Genomic DNA, 20,586 nt, shown 5'->3' with positions numbered 1-20,586 from the left:
AGAAAGATAGCCCTGTAGCGTCTTCATTGCCTCCGAAGTTTCGGGGGCTCCATCAGTCAGGGGTCCGAAAAAAGCGTCAAAGGATGCCCCCCATACAAAGCGCTGATCCGCACCTTCAGAACGCCCGGTTCAGGCCGATAGCACGCCACCAGACAGCAAGTTGCAAGGCCATCGGCGCAACATTTGATAAGCGCGTGACGCTATCTATACTCCCCACATCATTTGAGTGTGCATGCAGCCATCACGGAAGCTCTCAATACAGTGGCGATTCAACGCCAGACAGGAGCGCTTGCCGAAAAAAGCTTTTAACTTGTTGATTTAACAGTTTTTACTCTTAACCCGAATTTCCTGTAGGTCAAACCCATTTGCTAGAAATGGATTTCACCGGTGCCTGAAGTTACTTCATACGGATGCTGAAGATGGCCAAACACATCACTCAAACCGAACAGACTTTCCCTGCCGAACAACGCCTGATTTCAGCGACTGATACCAAGGGCAAAATCACTTACTGCAACGATGAGTTCGCGAAAATTGCGGGCTACTCTCAAGCCGAGCTTATCGGCAGCCCACACAATCTGGTACGCCATCCTGATATGCCTGCCGCGGTGTTCGGGCTGATGTGGAGCTACCTGAAAGCGGGTAAAAGCTGGATGGGCATCGTCAAGAACCGCTGCAAGAATGGCGACTATTACTGGGTTAGCGCTTACGTCACGCCCATCCTCGAAGACGGTCGGCTGATCGGTTACGAGTCGGTGCGGGTCAAGCCAACGCCGGAACAGGTCAGCCGGGCCGAAACGCTCTATGCAAGGCTGCGTGGCGGCAAAAAGGCTGTCGCCAGCTCACGTCACCTGACCGCGTTCCTGAGCGTCATGGCGGTGCCAGCCATTGCTGCCGTTCTGGGCGTAGGCGTCAACGTTTTCTTCCCCGGCACCGTCGCCCACGTGGCAACCGCTGTGTTGTTTCTGGCGCTGGGCGGCTGGGCGCACATGCGTTTCGAGCAGCAACTGTCGGGCATCATTCGCAGCGCACCTGGTGCGTTCACAGACCCTGTCAGCGCCCTGACTTACAGCGACGCCTACGGGACCAGCGCACGCCTTGAAATGGTATTGGTCAGTGAAGATGCTCGCTTGCGCACCGCCCTGACACGCTTGAGCGACCTTGCGGCACAAGTATCGGAAGCAGCCGGACATTCCTCGCACCTGTCCACGCAAAGTGAGCATGCCTTGCTGGAGCAGCGCGCGGAAACCGACCTGACCGCCGCAGCCATGACCGAAATGGCTGCGTCTATCAATGAAGTGGCCAAGCACGTACAGCACACCGCCGCCGAAGCCACTACCGCAAACGAGCTGGCTGAACAAGGCAACAGGGTAGCAGGCACGTCTCGCGAAGCGATTCAGCGCCTGGCAGGCACGGTGACCAGCATCAGTAACGCGGTCGACAATCTGGCCAACGAAACCCAGCAGATCATGTCAGCAGCCAGCGTCATTCAGGCCATTGCTGATCAGACCAATCTGCTCGCGCTCAACGCCGCAATTGAAGCGGCACGGGCTGGGGAACAAGGTCGGGGCTTTGCCGTGGTGGCTGACGAGGTTCGCGCTCTCGCCGGTAAGACTCGCGAGTCGACCCAACAGATTCAGGGGGTCATCGAGTCTTTGAAGAAAGGTGCAGATGAAGCGGTGAGTATTGCGCAGGTCGGTATCAGCGAAGCCGACAACGGTGTCGCGCAGGTTATCGAAGCACAAAACGCTTTGCAGGGCATCCGCGAGGCCATTGCACGCATCAGCAGCATGGGCCACCAGATGGCGACCGCCTCTGAGGAGCAAGCTCATGTGGCGGAAGATATTTCCCGGCAGATCAATAACGTCGCAGCGACGTTCGAGACCTCAGCCAGCAACGCCAATGCCGCAGTGGCGCGGGGTACGGAACTGGAAAACACATCCCGTGGATTACGTGCACTGGTAGAGCGGTTCAATCGCTAACGACATCGCCCCCATCAAAAAAAATGCCAACCATTGAATGGGAATGGCATTTCTGAGGAGTTGCCGCAGGCTGCGAAGCATTCATCCTGACACGCTGCTTTCGCAGCCTTCGGCAGCTCCTACAGATACTGTGCTTGCTTCGTGATGGCCTTACGGCAAAAGAATCACTTTTTCCCCCGCGCCCTGATTCACCTCATCGTATCGCGCCACGCCTTCGCTCAGCGGCGACTCGACCAACCCGGAAGGCAGTTCCAGCGTGCCTTCGTCAAAGAAGCGGCCGAACTGATCAAGCATCTTCGCGCAAGCTTTGCAGTCGTATAGCAATGAGTTGATCCCCACCACCGAACCGCCTTTGCGGTACAGCGCCAATGACGGCAGTTGCACATGGCCGTCCGCCGGAGCAGCAATGATCGCGATTCGACCAAAGGTGGCCAAGGCAGGCACTGCTGCCGGAAGCCAGAAGCCGGTGGTGTCGAAGATCACATCGGCACCGCTCTGGAAGACGCCATTGACCTGCGCAGCCAATTCCTCTGGCTTACCCAACAGAATGCCTTCGAAGCCTTGCTCTTGCAGCACAGCAATATGTTCCGGACGACGCACTGCGCCGAGCACTCTGGCACCCAGAATTCTGCCCAATGCCAACGCCGCACTACCCACTGCGCCGTTGGCACCGATGACCAGCAGACGTGTCTGCGCAGTGACCAGGCTGCGCTGCAAGGCATCCCACGCGGTGGTGTAAGGCACGCCGAGACTCGCCGCCTGACTGAAGTTCAACGCCTTGGGCTTGAGCGCGACACCCTGCGCAGGAAGCGTCAGAAATTGCGCATGAGAACCGTCGCGAAAGAAACCCGGCTCTTTACCGGTGCCCCAGACGTCCCGTCCCACAAGCTCCTTGGGGCCTTCAATGACTACGCCCGCAAAATCCCGACCCGGCACGCGCGGCAAGGTGGTGTAAGGAAAACGACCGAGCACGTTTTTTACGTCACTGGGATTCAGACCTGCCGCCTTGACCTCGATCAGGACTTCATCCTGAGCAGGCACAGGCATTGGCAGGTCGACGTATTGCAGCGCTTCAAGGTCGCCGGTTCTGGAAAATTGCAGGGCTTTCATGGAAGCCTCCTTTTAAGTGAGAAATGAATGATCAGGAGAGCCAGGTGGCAACAAGTTGCTTGCCCATTGGCCAAAGCTTTTCACCCAGCAGCATGCCGGTCAGACCCACCAGCGCGATGGCAGGCGGTGCGGGTGAACGGAAATCGAGAGCGCCGTAGAGCAGGCCGACGCCGATGCCAATGACGATGGAAATGAGGTAACTCATGATGAACCCCGTGCAAAATTTGCTAACGCACGCAGTTTAGGGGCGGGTAAGAAAAGCTATCGGCCAAGGACTTCTGATTATCGGCCAGGGTGAATACACGAAGGGGCCTTGGCACCACGCTGTCCCACAGGTTTGCAAGCGCGCTCCTACAGAACAGAATACTGCGAAGGGGCGATGCCCAGCTCGCGCTTGAACATGTCGCTGAAACTGCTCGGGGAATAGCCCAGCGAGCGGGCGATCGTGCTGACGGGTACGCCCTGAATGATCTCGGCCACAGCAGTCGCCAGTTGCACCTGCCTGCGCCACTCCGCGAAGCCCATCCCTAGCGCGCCTTGAAACAGGCGCGCCAGCGTTCGCACGCTTGCACCCGCATTTTCAGCATGTTGCTCAAACGCAATGTCCAGAGAAGGCTCGCTCATGACCGCCTGACAAAGACTCAGCAGACGCCGGTCCGAGTTGTCCGGCATGGGGATTTTGAGAATCGAGCGCTTGGCGCGCTGCAACTCCAGAAGCGCCAGTGTCACCAATGCGTCGTAATACTCAGTCTCCTGATCATCAGCCTGAGTGACCAGCCCGAGAATCAACTCACGCAGCAATCGCCCGACTTCAAAAACCTGAACGGTTTTTTCCAGCGTGTCGGCAATGGCCGGGCGCAGGTAGATGTTGCGCATTTCCAGATCAGTGACGACGCGAATCCCGTGCACTACGCCTGGCGGCAGCCACACGGCACGCTGCGGCGGTACAACCAGGGCCTCCATCGGCGTTTCAACCCACATCACACCCGAAGTGGCGTACAGCACCTGCCCCCACACATGCTCATGAGGCTCGATATAACGTCCACGCGGGTAGGTACGCGCCAAGGGCTGAACAGGCACGGCGGTATCAGAAAGGTCGGGTGGTGCAGCTAGGGCCATGGGGAGTGACCGAGTCAGGCTAAGTTGAAGCACATAGTAGCCGGACCTGAGACGGGAAAATTGTATCCAGGCGCTGTAGGGTCGGCTTTAGCCTGGGGAAGATTTGTATATTCGCTGCACATACGTCGTCAGCAATAACGTCCTCCCGGCTAAAGCCAGTCCTACGGTGGTGCGAGGTGTTGCTCGAGGACGTGCAGCGTCAGCAACGCGACACGCCCCCTACGCGATCATCAGAAAACGTTGATCGGGTAGTCAACGAAGATACGGGTTTCGTTGCCGCTAACGTTGTATTCGCTGGCGTTGTTGGACACACGCAGGAAGGAGTTGCGCAGACGCAGGGACAAGTCCTTGGCCGGGCCGCTTTGTACGACGTAAGTCAGCTGGCTGAAGATTTCACGCTCGGTGCCATTGCCACGAGTAGTGCCGTCATCAATGTTGCTACCGCGCACATAGGCCGTCTTGTAGCTCAGACCTGGAGTGACCAGACCGGACAGGTCAACGCCGTAGGCTGCTTGCCACGAACGCTCGTCCTTGCCGTTGAAGTCGGACCAGTAGGAGTTCGCCAGATAGATAGTGTTACCACCATCACCGAAACCGCCTGCGCTCTGGTAGCCGCTGTAGTTGTAGCCGGTTTCGCCGGTGCTGCGCTGGTGCGCCAGGGTGAAGGAGTGAATACCCACAGCCCAGGTAGCCGCCAGGCTCCAGATTTTGTTGTCGCGGGCGCCAGCTTCAGTAGCGGCCGAGAAGTTTTTGTCCATCTTGGTCTTGTAGCCGTTGAAGTCGAACGTCAACGACTGATCAGGAGCCAGAGCAAAAACGTAGTTCAGGTTCACGTACTGCTTCTTGAACACGTCTTCGTTGTCGGAAGCGTAGAACGCACCAGTCAACTCATCGGTGAACTTGTAGCTGGCACCGTAAACGTTGATACTTTTCAGGCGACCGCTATCACGCGCTTCAGCAGACTTGCGGGCTTCCTGAGTGAAGCGACCCACGTTGATTTCCAGGCCATCGATCTCTTTGGAAGTGACCAAAGTACCGGTGAAGCTTTCTGGCAACAGACGACCGTTGTCATAGCTCAAGACTGGCAGAGCAGGCATTTGGTCGCCGTACTTGATGACAGTATTGGAGATACGTGCCTTGACGGCAGCGCCGGCACGAGCGAGATCATCAGCAGCTTCACCACTGTCGCCCTTCTTGAAGAAGTCGATACCGCCAGCGCCGCTACGGCCTTTACCGCCGTCCAGACGAACAGCGTACAGACCGAAAGCGTCGACGCCCAGGCCGATGGTGCCTTGGGTGAAACCGGATGCGAAGTTGGCGGTGAACGCCTGGCCCCATTCAGCGCGATCCGAATTCGGCGCGACGTTTTTGTAATCACGATTGATATAAGCGTTGCGCAGTGCGAGATTCAGGTGGCTGTCTTCTACAAAGCCTTTGGAATCTGCCTGGCTGTCTGCCATGACCTGGCCAGCACTGATAAGGCCCAGTGCGAGCAAACTGATGCGTTTGTTAAGCATTTCTAGTCGTCCTTTTTCCGCGAATTGATCACGCGCTGTGGTGATAACCCTGGGGTTATCTGCGACTCCCGAATGTCATATTCGGGGAGTCCGCACGAAGTCATCGCAGTGGACTACTGATGCACGTACATGGCGCAGTGCCACAGGCGGAGGAGACGAATCCTAGCCGCCGGTCATAAAACTGTCAATTTACGAAACTTTCTATGCTTAGAACTGTCTGGCTCAGCCCTTTGGGAAGCGCCGTACTCAGTCCTTGAGCACGCTTAAAAGTGCCTCAAGTTCGGCCTCATCAAAAAGGCCTGCCGGGTAACGCTGCAGCAACATCTGCCTTACATCCGGGCGCTGAGGTTTACGCATACTGGTCGTCCTTAACCAGTCAGCCATCATCTGGCGCGCTTCGCTACTAGCAGACAAACCACGAGCGCGATGCTCTATACCTGCATTCATAGGACAACCTCTTAAGTCGTGAGGGGCTCAATGTACTGACGCTTTGTGACAGAAAGGCTAAGAAGTGGACGTTTCAATACCGGCCGTCGACCTATCCAGAAGGTCGCACGCCAGAAGCGTCACCCACAAAAAAGCCCATCACCTGGATGGGCTTGATCACAGCAAGAACGGAGCCAACTGTGTAACGCGATTGTAACCGCGACCTGAAAATCAGGCCCGATGAGGCGCGGGCTGCTGCTGAGTCAGACAGTGGATGTTGCCACCGCCCAGCAACAGTTCACGGCCTGGCACCATGACTACCTCATGCTCTGGAAACAGTTGCTGCAGGATTTCAAAGGCTTTTTCGTCCATCGGATCGTCAAAGCTGGGGGCAATGATGCCGCCGTTTACGATCAGAAAGTTGACATAGGAGCCTGCCAGACGCACCGAAGGGTTGCGTTCCTGGCTGCCGTGCACCTGATCGACGCCCGCGCATTCTTCTTCGGTAGCAAACAAAGGCCCAGGGATTGGCATCTTGTGAACGATGAATGCCCTGCCCTTTGCGTCGCGGGTGTTTTCCAAAATACTCAATGCGGCGTGACACCTTGGGTAGTTGGGGTCTTTGGGATCATCGGTCCAGGCCAGCAACACCTCACCAGGGCGCACGTAACAGCAGAAGTTATCGACATGCCCGTCGGTTTCGTCGTTGAACAGCCCGTCCGGCAACCAGATGATCTTGTCCACCGCCAGATTGGCACTGAGTACCGCCTCAATCTCTTCACGGGTAAGGTGCGGATTACGATTACGGTTGAGCAGACACTCTTCGGTCGTGATAAGCGTGCCTTCACCATCTACGTGGATCGAGCCGCCTTCCAGCACAAAGCCTGGAGTTTCGTAGCGTGGGCACCTTTCGATTTCCAGCACTTTGCTGGCCAGTTGTGAATCGAGATTCCACGGGGAATAAAGGCCGCCATCGAAACCGCCCCAGGCATTGAAATCCCAGTCGACGCCACGCACTTCGCCCTTATCGTTGATTACGAAAGTAGGACCAGTGTCACGCACCCAAGCATCATCGTTGCTGATTTCCACCACACGGATGTTTGGCACATCAAGGCGCGCACGGGCGTTGTCGTATTGCGCAGCGGACACAGCAACGGTCACCGGCTCAAAGCGGGCGATAGCTTTGGCGACGGCGACATGTGCGGTCTGGACCGGCTTGCCACCCAGACGCCAGTTGTCAGGGCGCTCAGGCCAGACCATCCAGGTCTGGGTCTGCGGAGCCCATTCGGCGGGCATATGAAAACCGTCGGCGCGTGGCGTGCTGTTGAGAGTGGTCATGGGTGATCAGAACTCCAGTGAGGCGTCGAATCGAACAATCGATAATTGGCGCCTTTATAGACGATAAAAATCGGGCTTAAAAGCCAAAAAATGGAAAATACAGCTATATTTCAAAAACCAAAACCGATATAAATCTGCAAATTATGTCTAGACGCGCCGCCGTCGCGCATCATAGAACCCTATAGGAGCTGCCGAAGGCTGCGATCGCGGTGTATCAGGAGAAATGCTTCGCAGCCTTCGGCAGCTCCTACAGAAATGCATTTCAATCCAGTGGTTGCCTATTGTTTTATGAAAGCGGCTTTAGCTGCGAGGGCGTCAGCAGTCACTCCAGCTCAGCCAACACCTTCGACACGCTGTCCACAAAAAAGTCCACGCTCTGGCGGGTGGTGCACATCGGCGGTTTGATTTTGAGGATGTTCAGGTAATCGCCGGTGGGCTGCATAAAGATGCCCAAGTCTCGCAGACGGTCGCACAGGTAGGCCGTTTCTTCTGTGGCTGGCTCCAGGCTCTGGCGATCACGCACCAACTCAACGCCCAGATAAAACCCCATGCCGTGAACCGCGCCTACCAGCGGGTGGACATCAATCAGGGCTTGCAGCCGGGCTTTGAAGTGCGCGCCAACGGTCTCGGAGTTTTCCCAAAGCTTTTCTTCTTCCATGACGTCCAGCACTGCCATGCCGATTCGGCAACTGACCGGGCTGCCGCCTGCCGACGAGAAGAAATACCCTTCGGCCTCAAGCGCTTCGGCAATCTCGCGCCGAGTAATGACCGCTCCCAACGGATGGCCGTTACCCATACCTTTGGCCATGGTAATGATGTCCGGTACCACTCCCTGCTCCTCGAACCCCCAGAAGTAATGGCCCAGGCGGCCGTAACCGACCTGCACTTCATCGGCTATGCACACGCCGCCCTGCTCTCTGATTTTCTGGTAAACCTGCTGCAGATAACCCGGCGGCAGTGAAATCCCGCCCGCATTACCGTACACCGGCTCACAGATGAAGCCCGCTACCTGACGTTGCTGAGCAGCCAGTTGCTGCAATACGTACTCGACACTGCGCACATACTGCGGCGCACTGTCTGAGCCTCGGAACTCACCACGGTAGGTATTCGGCGCGGTCACCGGATGCACCCAGTCGGGTCGCGTACTCAGCGCTTGGGGGTTGTCGGCAATAGAAGTGGAAATGGCATCGGTTGCTACCGACCAACCGTGATACGCCTCCAGCACACTGAGCATGTCGCGTCCGCCGCTGTAGGCCCATGCCAGACGAATCGCCAGGTCATTGGCCTCGGTGCCGCTATTAACCAGAAAGACGCGATCCATGCCCTCCGGCGCCAGTTTGAGCAGACGTTCGCAGAACTCGGCGATTGCTGCGTAATGAAAGCGGGAATTGGTGTTGAGTAGCGACCATTGCCGACCGGCTTCCAACGCCATGCGTGGATGACCGTGACCGAGTACCGCCACATTGTTGAGCATGTCCAGGTAAGAACGGCCCTGCATGTCGATCAAATGATTGCGCCAGCCCCGCTCGACCTGCGGTGGCACCTGATAATAGTGTTTTTGCGAGCGGGCAAAACTGGCGTCACGCCGCGCCAGCAACTCGGCGGAATCCGGCAGCGAAGGTGCATCACAGTCAAACCCCAGCAGCACAGCAGGTGACGGGCATAACGCTCGCCATGCTGTTGCCCAGGATGGCGTCGCGAACAATGGCGGATTAAGGTCTGGAACCGAACACAGCTGCAACAGCAACGCCGCGTTGGCGTGACCGATCAACTCACCCGCAGCAACGCTGGCACCCGGCGTCAACTCCAGGGTTGCCCCCCAGATCCTCAGGCTCATGTGGGTGCCAGCCAGCAGCAGCGCCGAGTCTGCGGTAAGCCGCAGCGTACCGCCGAAAGGTGCATGCAACGCGGTGGTATTCGTCAAGTGCAGCTCGACGTGCAGGGCGAAGGTTTCAGGCTCCCTGGCGGTATCGATCAACGTGCGTGACAACCGATACTCACCGAACCGGCTGGCTGACTGGCCGCTCACATGCGCGGCTTGCTTGAGTAAAAGCTCGTCGATGCCGTTCTGCGTCCAGTTACCCGCTGCAAAATGTTCGCTGAGAACCCCGAGGTCCACCCGTTGAAATTCACGGCCGCCGAGGCTGGGCAATAATGGCTGGAAATCCTGGGTCAAAACCTGCGGACCACTGATGTTTACCGCGGCAAGAATTGCGGCCTCCATCAACACCATCGGCACCGAGGTGGCAACGTCGAAGATGCCCCACTCACTGTCGATGTTGGCCTGAATATAGGCATTGTCAGGTTCGATACTGGCTTGCTGTGCACTGCTGAGCACCAACACCGCCGAGCGGGCCACGATCAATGGCCATAGGGCCTGAAGCTCTTCAAGTTGCAGCGGATTGATAGCGTGATAAGCGCGAATGGCCGGCAAGATATACAGCGGGTCGCCATCGGCATGGTGCAATAGCGCGGCGCAGGTCACCGACAGGTCGGCCACTCGCCACGTACTGACCAGATCACCAAAATCGATCAAGCCTTGCAACTGCCATTGCAAGTGAGCATCCCGTGCCCACACCACGTTGTATTCAGTGATATCCAGATGCACGGTCTGCACCGGCAACTTCGCGATCAGCGGGGCCAGACGTCTTTGCGCCTGCTCGGCAGCCTGCGCGAGACACGCACGCTCGTCATCACTATCAATAACCGGCAGCAAATGCTTGATCAATGCCTGTGCGTGGCGCGGATCCCATTGCAGAACGCGATCAAGGCCTGGGTGTTCAAGGCTGGCAAGGGAGCGATCAACCCGGGCACACAGCTCGCCCAGCCCCACCACAACATCGAGCGGCAGATGGCCCAGATGACTGAGAGCCTGACCGTCGATAAAATCCAGTAGCCTGGCGTGCACGGCATGTCCGCCGATCTCCAGTGACAAGAGCTTCTCGCCGGTATCCGCCAGCCTCACACCCGGCACCCGAACAGACGAACCAGCACCCAGATGCCACAACGCCGCATGCTGTGCGTCCAGTTCCAGCGGCGAGTAAGCCCCGTGGCAGATCTTCAACACGAAGCGCCGCTCTCCGGTGTCCAGCAGAAAGTTGCGATCCTGCTGGCTACCCAGCTCCTTCAGCGTGCCGCTTAATCCGTAATGCTGCTCCAGCATCTGCAGCGCCTGCTCGGCAGTGACCTCTGGACAAGGCAGGCTGGAACGACGAATCAACGTGGCGAGCGGCATGCAACAAACCTCAGTCTGGTTAACACAACGGAATAGGTTTCACAGAGCGACAACTATAGGTGCGCGGGAAGCTGACCACCAAATATGTGTGAACCCCGACACACCCAGCTGCCGGTTTAATGGCGCTCCGTCCCGGCATGATCAATTCTTTTCATTAACTATATGCCTGTTCTTGGTTAATCCTGCTTGCACCGCTCGCGTTACAACAACAAGCTATGCTCCATCAGTCTTAAGACCTGGAAGGCACAAGGCAAACCTATGCGAATACTCGTTACTGGCGGCGCGGGCTTCATTGGCTCGGCATTGATTCGTCATCTGATACAGAACACTGACCATGACGTGCTCAATTTCGACAAGCTGACCTACGCGGGCAACCTTGAATCACTGGCAAGCATCGCCACCGACACCCGCTATGAGTTTGTTCAGGCAGACATCTGCGATCAGGCCAAAGTCAGCGAGGTACTCGCCCGTTTTGAACCACACGCGGTCATGCACCTGGCTGCCGAGTCTCATGTCGACCGCTCCATCGATGGCCCGTCCGAGTTTATCCAGACCAACATCGTCGGCACCTACAGCCTGCTTGAGGCCGTACGTGGCTACTGGCAGAAGTTGCCTGAGGCCGAGCGAACGGCCTTCCGCTTTCACCATATTTCCACCGACGAAGTGTACGGCGACCTGCACGGCGTCGATGACCTGTTTACCGAAACCACACCTTACGCGCCAAGCTCGCCCTACTCGGCCAGCAAGGCGGCCTCTGATCATCTGGTTCGCGCCTGGCAACGGACGTATGGATTACCCGTTGTGGTGACCAACTGCTCCAACAACTATGGCCCGTATCACTTCCCTGAAAAGTTGATCCCGCTGGTCATCCTCAACGCTTTGGCGGGTAAACCACTACCGGTGTATGGCAATGGGCTGCAAGTACGCGACTGGCTGTTCGTCGAAGACCATGCACGTGCCCTCTACAAAGTCGTCACCGAAGGTGTTGTGGGTGAGACCTACAACATTGGTGGCCACAACGAACAGAAGAACATCGATGTGGTGCGCGGCATTTGCGCGCTGCTCGAAGAGCTCGCACCGCAACGTCCGGACGGTATCGCGCACTATGCTGACCTGATCACCTATGTGGTGGATCGCCCCGGTCACGATCAGCGCTACGCCATCGACGCCAGCAAGATCGAACGTGAACTGGGCTGGACCCCAGAAGAAACCTTCGAATCAGGCTTACGCAAAACCGTGCAGTGGTACCTGAATAATCTGGAATGGTGCCGCCGCGTACAAGACGGCAGCTACCAGGGCCAACGACTGGGCTTTACCGACCACAAGGATTTGATCGCATGACCAAAGGAATCGTTCTGGCCGGAGGCTCCGGCACGCGCCTGCATCCCATCACTCTGGGTGTTTCCAAACAACTGCTGCCGATCTATGACAAGCCGATGATCTATTACCCGATCTCGGTGCTGATGCTGGCCGGCATTCAGGACATATTGATCATTTCCACACCGCAGGATCTGCCGCAGTACCGCAGCCTGCTCGGCGACGGCAGCCTGTTTGGTGTGCGCCTGCAGTACGCTGAGCAACCTAAGCCAGATGGCCTGGCGCAGGCCTTCCTGATTGGCGAAGAGTTCATCGGCGACGATTCGGTGTGTCTGATTCTGGGCGACAACATTTTCCATGGTCAGCACTTCGGCGAGCAGTTGAAGACAGCCGCCTCTCACGAAAGTGGTGCCACAGTATTCGGCTACTGGGTCAAGGATCCAGAGCGTTTCGGGGTCATCGATTTCGATGAGGATGGCAAGGCGCTATCCATCGAAGAAAAACCCAAAGCACCCAAATCCAGCTATGCAGTGACGGGTTTGTATTTTTACGACAACGAAGTCATCCGTATCGCCAAAGACGTCAAACCTTCGCCCCGTGGCGAGTTGGAAATCACCGACGTCAACAACGCTTATCTGCAACGTGGCGATCTGCGTGTCGAGCGTTTTGGGCGCGGTTTCGCATGGCTGGATACCGGCACTCATGACAGCCTGCTGGAGGCCTCGCAATACGTGCAGACCATCGAGCATCGTCAAGGCCTGAAAGTCGCCTGCCTTGAGGAGATCGCCTACCAGAATGAGTGGATTAGTCGCGAACAGTTGCTCGAACGTGCTCAATACTTCGGCAAGACCGGCTACGGTCAATATCTGTTCAAACTTGCGGGGGAAAAACGGTGAATGTAATTCCCAGCGATATCCCAGAGGTACTGATCCTGGAGCCCCGTGTATTCGGTGACGAACGCGGTTTTTTCTATGAAAGCTTCAATGCCAAAGCCTTCGCTGACGCCACTGGGCTGCGTGACTTGACCTTCGTTCAGGATAACCACTCTCGTTCCGCCAAGGGCGTACTGCGCGGCCTGCATTACCAGATCGAAAATGCCCAGGGCAAACTGGTGCGGGTGACGGCGGGTGAGGTTTTGGACATTGCGGTCGATATCCGCAAAAGCTCGCCAACATTTGGTCACTGGACCGGCGTCAGGTTATCTGCCGAAAATGCTCGGCAACTGTGGATCCCGGCGGGCTTTGCCCATGGTTTTGTAGTGCTCAGCGACTACGCCGAGTTCCTCTACAAAACCACTGACTACTACACACCGGCAGCCGAGCGCTGCATTCGCTGGGATGACCCGGACCTGGCAATCGACTGGCAGCTGGACGGTACGCCGCAACTGTCAGCCAAGGATCAAAACGGTAAAACATTCAAAGAGGCTGACCTGTTCCCATGAGCAAGCCACTGAAAATCGTCGTCATCGGTCAGCACGGTCAGGTCTCTCTGGCTCTGCAGAAAACCCTCGCGGACCTTGGCGAAGTGATCGTTCTGGGCCGCGATCGACTGGACCTGAGCGATCAGATGGCAGACTTCGATCAGATCCAGGATTTCAAGCCCGACCTGATCATCAATGCGGCGGCTTATACTGCGGTTGATCAGGCCGAAACGGACCAGAAGACCGCGCTTTCAGTGAACGCCATTGCCGCCGGCATGCTGGCCGATCAGGCAAAAGAACTAGGTATCCCGCTGATTCACTACTCTACGGACTACGTGTTTGACGGTAGCAAGGCCACACCCTGGACCGAGCAGGATAAGCCCGCACCTTTAGGCGTTTATGGCGCCAGCAAGTGGGCGGGAGAGCAAGCTATCGAATACGTTGGCGGGCAGTATCTGATCCTGCGGACCAGCTGGGTTTACTCAACGGCAGGGCGTAATTTCCTGCTGACCATGCAACGCCTGCTGCAAGAGCGAGACTCGCTGAATGTAGTTGCCGACCAGATCGGAGCACCGACCTGGGCTGGAACCATTGCCCAAAGCACACGCCAATTGATCGAGCGCTGGCGGGACGGGCAAGCTGGACCTTGGGGTACTTATCACCTGACCGCCAGCGGCGAAACGTCATGGTTTGGCTTTGCTCAAGCCATTGGCGAGCAATTGGTTGTGCAAGGTAAAAAGTGCGCGGCACTGGAGCCTATTCCGTCCAGCGCCTATCCGACACCTGCAACTCGCCCACTCAACTCGCGGCTCGACTGTAGCCTTCTCCAGCGTGAATGGGGCGTGCAACAACCCGACTGGCACAGCGCGTTACTGGAGTGCCTGGCCGAGCAGGGTTAGTATTTGTTTGCCGGGACCAGCCCCATCGCGAGCAAGCTCACTCCTACAGAGACAACACCATACCCTGTAGGAGTGAGCTTGCTCGCGATAGCGTCACTAAGGTGTCCCCAAAGCCGACCCGTAGTGCACTCCGACGATGACCAGCCATTCCACACTCCCACCCCGCCCGCGCTGGCGCAGCCTTGCGCTGCTGGCGTTATGTCTGGCGCCGCTGCTGTGGCCGCTGGAGCACCTGGCCGAGCGTTATTACCGTAACGAGCTAGTGAGCCAGAATCGCCAGACCCTGGACCTCTACGTCGCCAACCTGCTGGGCACGCTGCACCGCTACGAAACCTTGCCGCAAATTCTTAGCCAGCTGCCGGGTCTGCCCGCCGCATTGAAAGCGCCACAGGGGAGCGACACACAGCAATCTGCCAACCAGCTGCTGCAGACCATCGTTCGCCAGACTGGCGCTGAAGTCATGTACTTGATGAATGCCGAAGGCACGACGATTGCGGCGTCAAACTGGGACAAACGTGACAGCTTTGTGGGCCGTAATTTTGCCTTCCGCCCGTACTTCAGCGATGCCATGGCGGGCAATCTGGGACGCTTTTTTGGCCTCGGTACGACCTCTGCCAAGCGGGGCTATTTCTTCGCCTCGGCGGTGCGCGACGGCGGCAAAGTGATCGGAGTGCTGGTGGTCAAAATTGATCTGGACCACACCGAAAACCTGTGGGGTAAAACCCCCGAACAATTACTGCTCACTGATCACAACGGCGTGGTCGTGCTGACCTCCAGACCTGAGTGGCGCTTCCGTGCAACGCGTACGCTGAGCGAAGAGGAAAAGCAGGCCATTGTGGCGATCCAGCCTTACCCGACTCGCGATCCGCGTCCCTTGCTGCTCGACGACAAAGCCTGGCTGACCCAGAGCCAGCAAATTGATGAAACCGGCTGGAGCGTGAATATCCTGGCCCCGCGTGCGCTGATTGATCGTCCGGTACGTACGGTGGTGGCCATCGGCGGTGCAGCCTTGTTGGTCGTCATGTTGTTGCTCGGCATCATGATTCAACGGCGACGGCACTACCTGGACCGAATCGCCTTCGAGGCCAAGGCCCGGCGTGAGCTGGAAGTCCGAGTGGTAGAACGCACCAGCGACCTGGAAGGCCTGAACAGCCGTCTGAGGCAGGAAGTCCTGGAGCGCGAGCAGGCGCAACAGGAACTGGTTCGCGCCCAGGATGAATTAGTACAAGCTGGCAAGCTGTCTGCGCTGGGCACCATGTCAGCAAGTATCAGCCACGAACTCAACCAGCCCTTGGCCGCTATCCGCAGCTATGCGGAGAACGCAGAAATTCTGCTGGATCATTCACGCACTGATGATGCGCGCGGCAACCTCAAGCAGATCGGTGAACTGACGGGCCGCATGGCTTCAATCATCGCCCACCTGCGCGCCTTCGCCCGGCGCGACCGTCATGCGCCGGAAAGCGTTGCCCTGCAACCTGCGCTGGACGACACTCTGGCGCTGCTGGCAAAGCGGCGTCGCGCCATGGAAGTCGAACTGATTCGCGACTTGCCCGACGCCACGCTGTGGGTGCAGGCCGGTGAAACGAGGTTGCGTCAGGTACTCGGCAACCTGCTGGCCAATGCGCTGGACGCGCTGACTGAAAAAGGGCCACCGCGCAAAATCTGGATCAGTGCCGAGCAAACGCCAGATGGCGTCAATCTGTTCATCCGGGACAATGGACCGGGTTTTACGCAGGAAGCACTGGCCCGTGCCCGAGAGCCATTCTTTACCACCAAGACCCGAACACAGGGCCTGGGGCTCGGCTTGGCGATCTGCGATACCCTGATGCGCGCCCTGGGCGGTGAACTGCTGTTCGATAATCATCCGACCGGAGGCGCACTACTGACTTTGCGCCTGCGCGATGGCGCATCCGGGGTCAACCTTCAACCGCCAGAGGATTTATCTGCATGACCGCCATCGACAGCCAGATCCAGGTAGTGCTGATCGACGACGACCCGCACCTGCGTCAAGCCTTGAGCCAGACGCTGGATCTCGCCGGGCTGAAAGTCCTGACCCTGCCGGAAGCCAACGGCCTCGCGGCACGCATCGAACGTGACTGGCCCGGCGTAGTAGTCAGCGACATTCGTATGCCAGGGATGGATGGCCTTGAGCTGTTGAGCGACCTGCATGGCAGGGATCCAGAATTACCGGTCCTGCTGATTACCGGCCACGGCGATGTACCGCTGGCCGTGCAGGCGATGCGCGCCGGGGCTTACGACTTTCTGGAAAAACCTTTTGCCAGCGACGCGTTGCTGGACAGTGTGCGTCGCGCGCTGGCTTTGCGCCGTCTGGTGCTGGACAACCGCAGCCTGCGCCTGGCGCTGAGCGACCGGCAGCAATTGAGCGCACGACTGGTCGGCCAGTCGGCGCCCATGTTGCGCTTGCGTCAGCAGATCGGTGCCTTGGCCGCAACCAAGGCTGACGTGCTGATCCTTGGGGAAACCGGCGCGGGCAAGGAGGTCGTGGCGCGGGCGCTGCACGATTTGTCGAACCGCCGGACCGGGCCATTTGTAGCGATCAACGCGGGCGCGCTTGCAGAATCCGTGGTCGAAAGCGAACTGTTCGGGCACGAGCCGGGCGCGTTTACCGGGGCGCAGAAACGCCGTATCGGCAAGTTCGAATTCGCCAATGGCGGCACGCTGTTCCTGGATGAAATCGAAAGCATGAGCATGGACGTGCAGGTCAAACTGCTGCGCCTGTTGCAAGAGCGCATGGTCGAGCGACTGGGGGGCAACCAGCAAATCCCGCTGGACATTCGAGTGATCGCGGCGACTAAGGAAGACTTGCGTCAGGCGGCGGATCAAGGCCGCTTCCGCGCCGACCTGTATTACCGACTCAATGTGGCACCGCTGCGCATACCGCCGTTACGTGAGCGGGGCGAAGACGCGCTGATGCTGTTTCAGCACTATGCAGATGCGGCCAGCATGCGCCACGGACTCCCCAAACATGAACTGCAACCCGCGCAACGCGCCTTATTGTTGCGCCACACCTGGCCGGGCAATGTCCGTGAGTTGCAAAACGCCGCGGAGCGTTTTGCTCTGGGTCTGGAGCTTGCTCTGGAAGGCAACGAAGTGCCGGTGGTGCCGACGATCACCGGAGGCCTCAGCGAACAGGTCGAAAGCTTCGAGCGCGCCTTGATCGCCGCTGAATTAACCCGACCGCACAGCTCCGTGCGTAGCCTCGCGGAGGCGCTCGGTCTGCCGCGTAAAACCCTGCACGACAAACTGCGCAAACACGGACTGAGCTTCGGCGGCGGCGCGGATGAGCAGGAATGAAGCCTGAGGATAACCAGATGTCACTAGAGGCCGCTGCACTGGAACAGGTGCTGCATCACGACATCCCGCTCACCCTGGCGATGGGGGTGAAAGTCTTGAGTTGGCAGGATCACCAACTGCGGCTGCATTTACCGCTCGGCCCGAACATCAATCATAAAAGCACTTTGTTCGGCGGAAGCCTTTACTGCGGCGCCGTTTTGGCGGGTTGGGGCTGGTTGCACGTGCGCCTGAAAGAGGCCGGAATCGAAGATGGGCACATCGTGATTCAGGATGGGCAAATCAGTTATCCCCTGCCGGTTCGCGAAGACGCGGTGGCGATATGCGATGCGCCGGATCAAGCCGTCTGGGAAAAGTTCGTCACGACTTATCAACGTCGCGGCCGGGCGCGATTGACGCTACCAACGCGGATCTGTGCGCGAGGAAGCGATGAGGAAGCAGTGCGTTTTATCGGGCAGTTTGTGTTGCATCGGTAACGCGCCGCGTGCCCCAGAAACAGTACTATTGGGTCTTCCAAACAACGAATAACTATCTAATTTGAAATAAGGCTTCTGTAGGAGTGAGCTTGCTCGCGATTCGGTCTGTCAGCCGAGGAATATATCGCCTGTGCTGAAGCTATCGCGAGCAAGCTCACTCCTACAGGGTAAGTGTTTGCTGCGCGGCAGCGCTGTGCCAGAGACACACAGCAATCGCCTACAGAAAACGCATGTGCAATCAGGATCGCGCCAACTCCAGCAAGCTCTCTCGCCAATGCGCCCCGGCAGGCAGTGCCAGAAAGAACGGATTAAGCAGCGACTCACGGGGCGGATAACTGAACGGTTCGCCAGACAGCTCAAGTACTTCTCCGCCCGCCCCTTCCAGCACGCCTTGCGCGGCAGCGGTATCCCACTGTGATGTCGGTGCCAGCCGGGGATAGCAATCGGCAGCGCCTTCGGCCAACAGGCAGAACTTCAACGAGCTACCGATATTGGTCAAATGCAGATGTCCGACCGCAGCAGACAAACCGGCCAGCAGGCGCTCTTGCTCAGGGCTGGTGTGGCGGCGGCTGGCGACTACGGTGAAGTCATGACCGACGCCCGGCTCCTGACGCACGCTGATTGGTGTGAGGTGATCATCGTCATCACTGCGCCACGCGCCCAATCCGGCGCCTCCAAAGTAGCAGCGGTTATTGGTCGGCATCGAGACCACACCAAACACGACACGGCCTTTCTCTATGAGAGCAACGTTGACGGTGAACTCTTCACTGCCGGAAATAAACTCCTTGGTGCCGTCCAGCGGATCAACGAGCCACCAGCGCTCCCACTTCGCACGTTCGCTCAGCGGGATATCGGCATCTTCTTCGGACAGGACATGAATATCCGGTGCCAGCGCCAGCAAGCCTTCAGCGAGTAACTGGTGGGCAGCGATGTCCGCCGCAGTGACGGGCGAATCATCCGCCTTTGAGGTGACCGTCACATTGGCGCGCCAGTGCGGCAAGATGACTTCCCCGGCGAGACGGGCAAGCTTGATTACAGGTTCCAGGAGCGGGTGCGGCAGGTCGTTGAAAACATCGGTCATGGCAAAAACAGTCCACGTTGGGTCAACAAATCCCGCGCCAGGTAGAGCGCAGCAAGAGCACGGCCTTCACTGAATTGCGGGTGCTCGATCAGGCTCGACAGCTCGCGCAGATTCACTTTATCCACACGCATCGGTTCCGGTTCATCGCCTTCCAGACGCTCTTCGTAAAGATCGGAGGCCAGTACCACCTGGATTTTCTGGCTCATGTAGCCAGGCGACAGGGAAAGCTCGGTCAGGTGCTCCAGCTGTCGAGCGCCGTAGCCCGCCTCTTCCTTGAGTTCACGATTGGCGGCAGCAAGCACGTCTTCGCCAGGCTCGATAAGCCCTTTGGGCAAAGACAGCTCGTACTCATCAGTGCCACCGCAATACTCTTCAATCAAGACCGCATGATCAGCATCGAGCATTGCAACGATCATCACCGCGCCATAGCCATTACCACGCCCCACCAAACGCTCATAAGTGCGCTCCACACCGTTGGCGAAGCGCAGTTGCAGCTCCTCTACACGGAACAGACGGCTACTGGCGACGATTTCGCGGGCAAGTACGGTGGGTTTCTGGCGCATGACAGGCTCCTTTGCGTGGACGGGTTACTATACCGTGGCTTTTCCGATTGTCTGTCTCGGATATGCTGACGTCACCCATCTATACCTTGCGAGACTTGAATGCCTTCCATGCCCTGGCGCGACATCGATACCGTTCTGCTTGATATGGACGGGACCCTGCTCGACCTTCATTACGACGAGCATTTCTGGCTGCAGCATTTGCCGCAGCGCTATGCCGAGCTGCACGGCGTCAGCCTGGCGATGGCGTTGCTGGAGATGAAGCCGCTGTTTGAAAAAAATGCGGGCACGCTCAACTGGTACTGCCTGGACTACTGGAGCGCCGAGCTGAAGTTGTCAGTACGCGACCTCAAGCTGGAAACCGCCGACCTGATTGCCCTGCGTCCAGACGCCGAAACATTCCTCGCCGCGATCAAGCAGGCAGGCAAGCGCGTGATCATGATCACCAACGCCCATCGCGATTCGCTGTCGTTGAAAATGGAGCGCATCGAGCTGGCGCCTTACTTTGAACGTCTGATCAGTTCCCACGACTACGGCTTCCCCAAGGAAAGTCCGCACTTCTGGGACGCACTTCAGGCCGACATCGCCTTCGACCCGACGCGCAGTCTGTTTATCGACGACACCCTGCCGATCCTGCGCAGCGCCCGCACCTTCGGCATCGGCCATTTGCTTGCGGTCAGCGAACCGAACAGCCAGAAAGGGCCGAAAGACACCGAAGAGTTTGCAGCGGTGAAGGATTATCGGGAGTTGATTGAGGGGTTGTAAAATCAATCCAAACGCGATCGCCTGTAGGAGCC

General features: G+C 57.9%; 16 protein-coding genes and 2 pseudogenes. 10 read left to right on the top strand and 8 right to left on the bottom strand.

What is annotated here, in order from left to right:
- Nucleotides 1-410: 410 nt before the first annotated feature.
- A pseudogene (locus ACYASS_RS07330) lies at nt 411-695 on the top strand (PAS domain-containing protein); the annotation flags it as partial.
- A 792-nt stretch (nt 696-1,487) separates the two neighbouring features.
- A pseudogene (locus ACYASS_RS07325) lies at nt 1,488-1,979 on the top strand (methyl-accepting chemotaxis protein); the annotation flags it as partial.
- A 150-nt stretch (nt 1,980-2,129) separates the two neighbouring features.
- Here the strand turns inward: ACYASS_RS07325 and ACYASS_RS07320 are convergent.
- The 6 genes from ACYASS_RS07320 to ACYASS_RS07295 form a co-directional block, all read right to left on the bottom strand.
- Complete coding sequence (locus ACYASS_RS07320) at nt 2,130-3,089, bottom strand: quinone oxidoreductase family protein (protein ID WP_463585633.1); 960 nt, start codon at nt 3,087-3,089, stop codon at nt 2,130-2,132.
- A gap of 31 nt (nt 3,090-3,120) precedes the next feature.
- Nucleotides 3,121-3,294, bottom strand: a complete 174-nt coding sequence (locus tag ACYASS_RS07315; RefSeq protein ID WP_122667007.1) for a DUF1427 family protein — start codon at nt 3,292-3,294, stop codon at nt 3,121-3,123.
- Nucleotides 3,295-3,440: 146 nt separating this feature from the next.
- The gene (locus ACYASS_RS07310; protein ID WP_463585632.1) at nt 3,441-4,208 is read right to left on the bottom strand and encodes an AraC family transcriptional regulator; all 768 of its coding nucleotides are present in this window, start codon (nt 4,206-4,208) and stop codon (nt 3,441-3,443) included.
- Between the two features lie 230 nt (nt 4,209-4,438).
- Nucleotides 4,439-5,725 (bottom strand): OprD family porin, encoded by a 1,287-nt coding sequence (locus ACYASS_RS07305; protein WP_463585631.1) that lies wholly within the window; start codon nt 5,723-5,725, stop codon nt 4,439-4,441.
- Between the two features lie 657 nt (nt 5,726-6,382).
- Nucleotides 6,383-7,489 carry an agmatine deiminase gene (gene aguA / locus ACYASS_RS07300; protein ID WP_463585630.1) on the bottom strand — a complete coding sequence of 369 codons (1,107 nt, stop codon included), beginning with the start codon at nt 7,487-7,489 and terminating at the stop codon, nt 6,383-6,385.
- 322 nt (nt 7,490-7,811) lie between these two features.
- Nucleotides 7,812-10,724 (bottom strand): aminotransferase, encoded by a 2,913-nt coding sequence (locus tag ACYASS_RS07295; RefSeq protein WP_463585629.1) that lies wholly within the window; start codon nt 10,722-10,724, stop codon nt 7,812-7,814.
- Between the two features lie 258 nt (nt 10,725-10,982).
- Here ACYASS_RS07295 and rfbB point away from each other — a divergent pair, with 258 nt between their 5' ends.
- The 7 genes from rfbB to ACYASS_RS07260 all read left to right on the top strand — a co-directional run bounded on the left by rfbB (nt 10,983) and on the right by ACYASS_RS07260 (nt 18,148).
- Nucleotides 10,983-12,065: a dTDP-glucose 4,6-dehydratase gene (rfbB, locus tag ACYASS_RS07290; protein ID WP_463585628.1), complete on the top strand. Its 1,083-nt coding sequence runs from the start codon at nt 10,983-10,985 to the stop codon at nt 12,063-12,065.
- Nucleotides 12,062-12,937: a glucose-1-phosphate thymidylyltransferase RfbA gene (gene rfbA, locus ACYASS_RS07285; protein ID WP_463585627.1), complete on the top strand. Its 876-nt coding sequence runs from the start codon at nt 12,062-12,064 to the stop codon at nt 12,935-12,937. The genes rfbB and rfbA overlap by 4 nt, the downstream gene beginning before the upstream one ends.
- Complete coding sequence (gene rfbC, locus ACYASS_RS07280; protein ID WP_243243995.1) at nt 12,934-13,482, top strand: dTDP-4-dehydrorhamnose 3,5-epimerase; 549 nt, start codon at nt 12,934-12,936, stop codon at nt 13,480-13,482. The genes rfbA and rfbC overlap by 4 nt, the downstream gene beginning before the upstream one ends.
- A complete protein-coding gene (gene rfbD, locus ACYASS_RS07275) occupies nt 13,479-14,360 on the top strand; it encodes a dTDP-4-dehydrorhamnose reductase (protein WP_463585626.1) in 882 nt (293 codons plus the stop codon). Before rfbC ends, rfbD begins: the two co-directional genes overlap by 4 nt.
- Before the next feature lie 136 nt (nt 14,361-14,496).
- Nucleotides 14,497-16,311: a sensor histidine kinase gene (locus ACYASS_RS07270; RefSeq protein ID WP_463585625.1), complete on the top strand. Its 1,815-nt coding sequence runs from the start codon at nt 14,497-14,499 to the stop codon at nt 16,309-16,311.
- Nucleotides 16,308-17,675 (top strand): sigma-54-dependent transcriptional regulator, encoded by a 1,368-nt coding sequence (locus ACYASS_RS07265; protein WP_122667018.1) that lies wholly within the window; start codon nt 16,308-16,310, stop codon nt 17,673-17,675. Before ACYASS_RS07270 ends, ACYASS_RS07265 begins: the two co-directional genes overlap by 4 nt.
- Before the next feature lie 17 nt (nt 17,676-17,692).
- Complete coding sequence (locus ACYASS_RS07260; protein ID WP_463585624.1) at nt 17,693-18,148, top strand: thioesterase domain-containing protein; 456 nt, start codon at nt 17,693-17,695, stop codon at nt 18,146-18,148.
- Between the two features lie 238 nt (nt 18,149-18,386).
- On the opposite strand, the gene cysQ is transcribed toward ACYASS_RS07260, so the two are convergent.
- Both cysQ and nudE read right to left on the bottom strand, forming a co-directional pair.
- Entirely contained in the window at nt 18,387-19,229 is an 843-nt protein-coding gene (cysQ, locus tag ACYASS_RS07255) for a 3'(2'),5'-bisphosphate nucleotidase CysQ (protein WP_463585623.1), read from the bottom strand.
- On the bottom strand, nt 19,226-19,792 hold the full coding sequence (nudE, locus tag ACYASS_RS07250) for an ADP compounds hydrolase NudE (RefSeq protein WP_463585622.1): 567 nt from the start codon (nt 19,790-19,792) through the stop codon (nt 19,226-19,228). The genes cysQ and nudE overlap by 4 nt, the downstream gene beginning before the upstream one ends.
- 99 nt (nt 19,793-19,891) lie before the next feature.
- On the opposite strand from nudE, the gene yrfG reads away from it, so the two are divergent.
- The gene (yrfG, locus tag ACYASS_RS07245) at nt 19,892-20,554 is read left to right on the top strand and encodes a GMP/IMP nucleotidase (RefSeq protein WP_463585621.1); all 663 of its coding nucleotides are present in this window, start codon (nt 19,892-19,894) and stop codon (nt 20,552-20,554) included.
- Nucleotides 20,555-20,586: the final 32 nt, after the last annotated feature.

Source organism: Pseudomonas sp. HP_14, from assembly GCF_055283875.1.
Note: the sequence above shows the minus strand (reverse complement) of the source record. Positions and strands in the feature narration are given on the sequence as shown.